Here is an 832-nt window from a genome sequence, read left to right on the forward strand (position 1 = left end):
TGATGCAATGGGTGCAAATGTTACAAATACCATGTGCGAAGCAGTTTCTCCATTACTGGAAAAAATTACTGGGGGAAAAGCATTACTTCGTATATTATCAAATTACTCTACACGTAGAATTGTAAAGGCATCAGCGATTTTTGATAAAAAAGAAATTGGAGGAGAAGATGTTGTTGATGATATAATTTTAGCATATCAGTTTGCAGACAATGATGTTTACAGAGCAGTTACTCATAACAAAGGAATTATGAATGGAATTATAGCTGTTGCAAATGCAACTGGTCAAGATAGCAGAGCTATTGAAGCTGCTGCAAATGCATATGCTGCAAGATCAGGACAATACCGTTCTCTTAGTACATGGACTAAAGATGATGATGGAAATTTAGTTGGTTCTTTGGAATTACCTTTGTCTGTTGGAATTATAGGAGGTATAGCCAATGTTCATCCACTTGCTAAAATTTGTATGAAAATACTTGGAGTTTCTTCAGCTAAAGAACTCGCATGTGTAATTACTGCAACTGGTCTTGCTCAAAATTATAGTGCTATCCGAGCTTTATCAACTGAAGGAATTCAAAAAGGGCATATGCGTTTGCATGCCAGAAATTTAGCAGCTGCTGCTGGTGCAAAACCTGAACAAATAGATAAAATTGTTCAGAAAATGATTGATAGTAAGAAAATTTCACTTGATCAAGCTAAAGAAATACTACGTTCTGAACTATAATTCTTTTAACGCTTTTAAGAACTCTTTATCTTTCCAAATCTTTTGTTCTGGATAACAATTCAACATTTTTCCATTTGGAATATCATAAAATTTCCAATTATTACATTCTTT

General features: G+C 33.8%; 1 protein-coding gene. It reads left to right on the top strand.

The window, feature by feature from the left end; all coding sequences use genetic code 11:
• A partial coding sequence (locus tag BG20_RS02125; protein WP_010190263.1) for a hydroxymethylglutaryl-CoA reductase, degradative occupies positions 1-721 on the top strand: 721 nt, incomplete at its 5' end.
• Positions 722-832: the final 111 nt, after the last annotated feature.

It is taken from the genome of Candidatus Nitrosarchaeum limnium BG20 (genome assembly GCF_000241145.1).
GTDB classification, from domain to species: Archaea; Thermoproteota; Nitrososphaeria; order Nitrososphaerales; family Nitrosopumilaceae; genus Nitrosarchaeum; species Nitrosarchaeum limnae.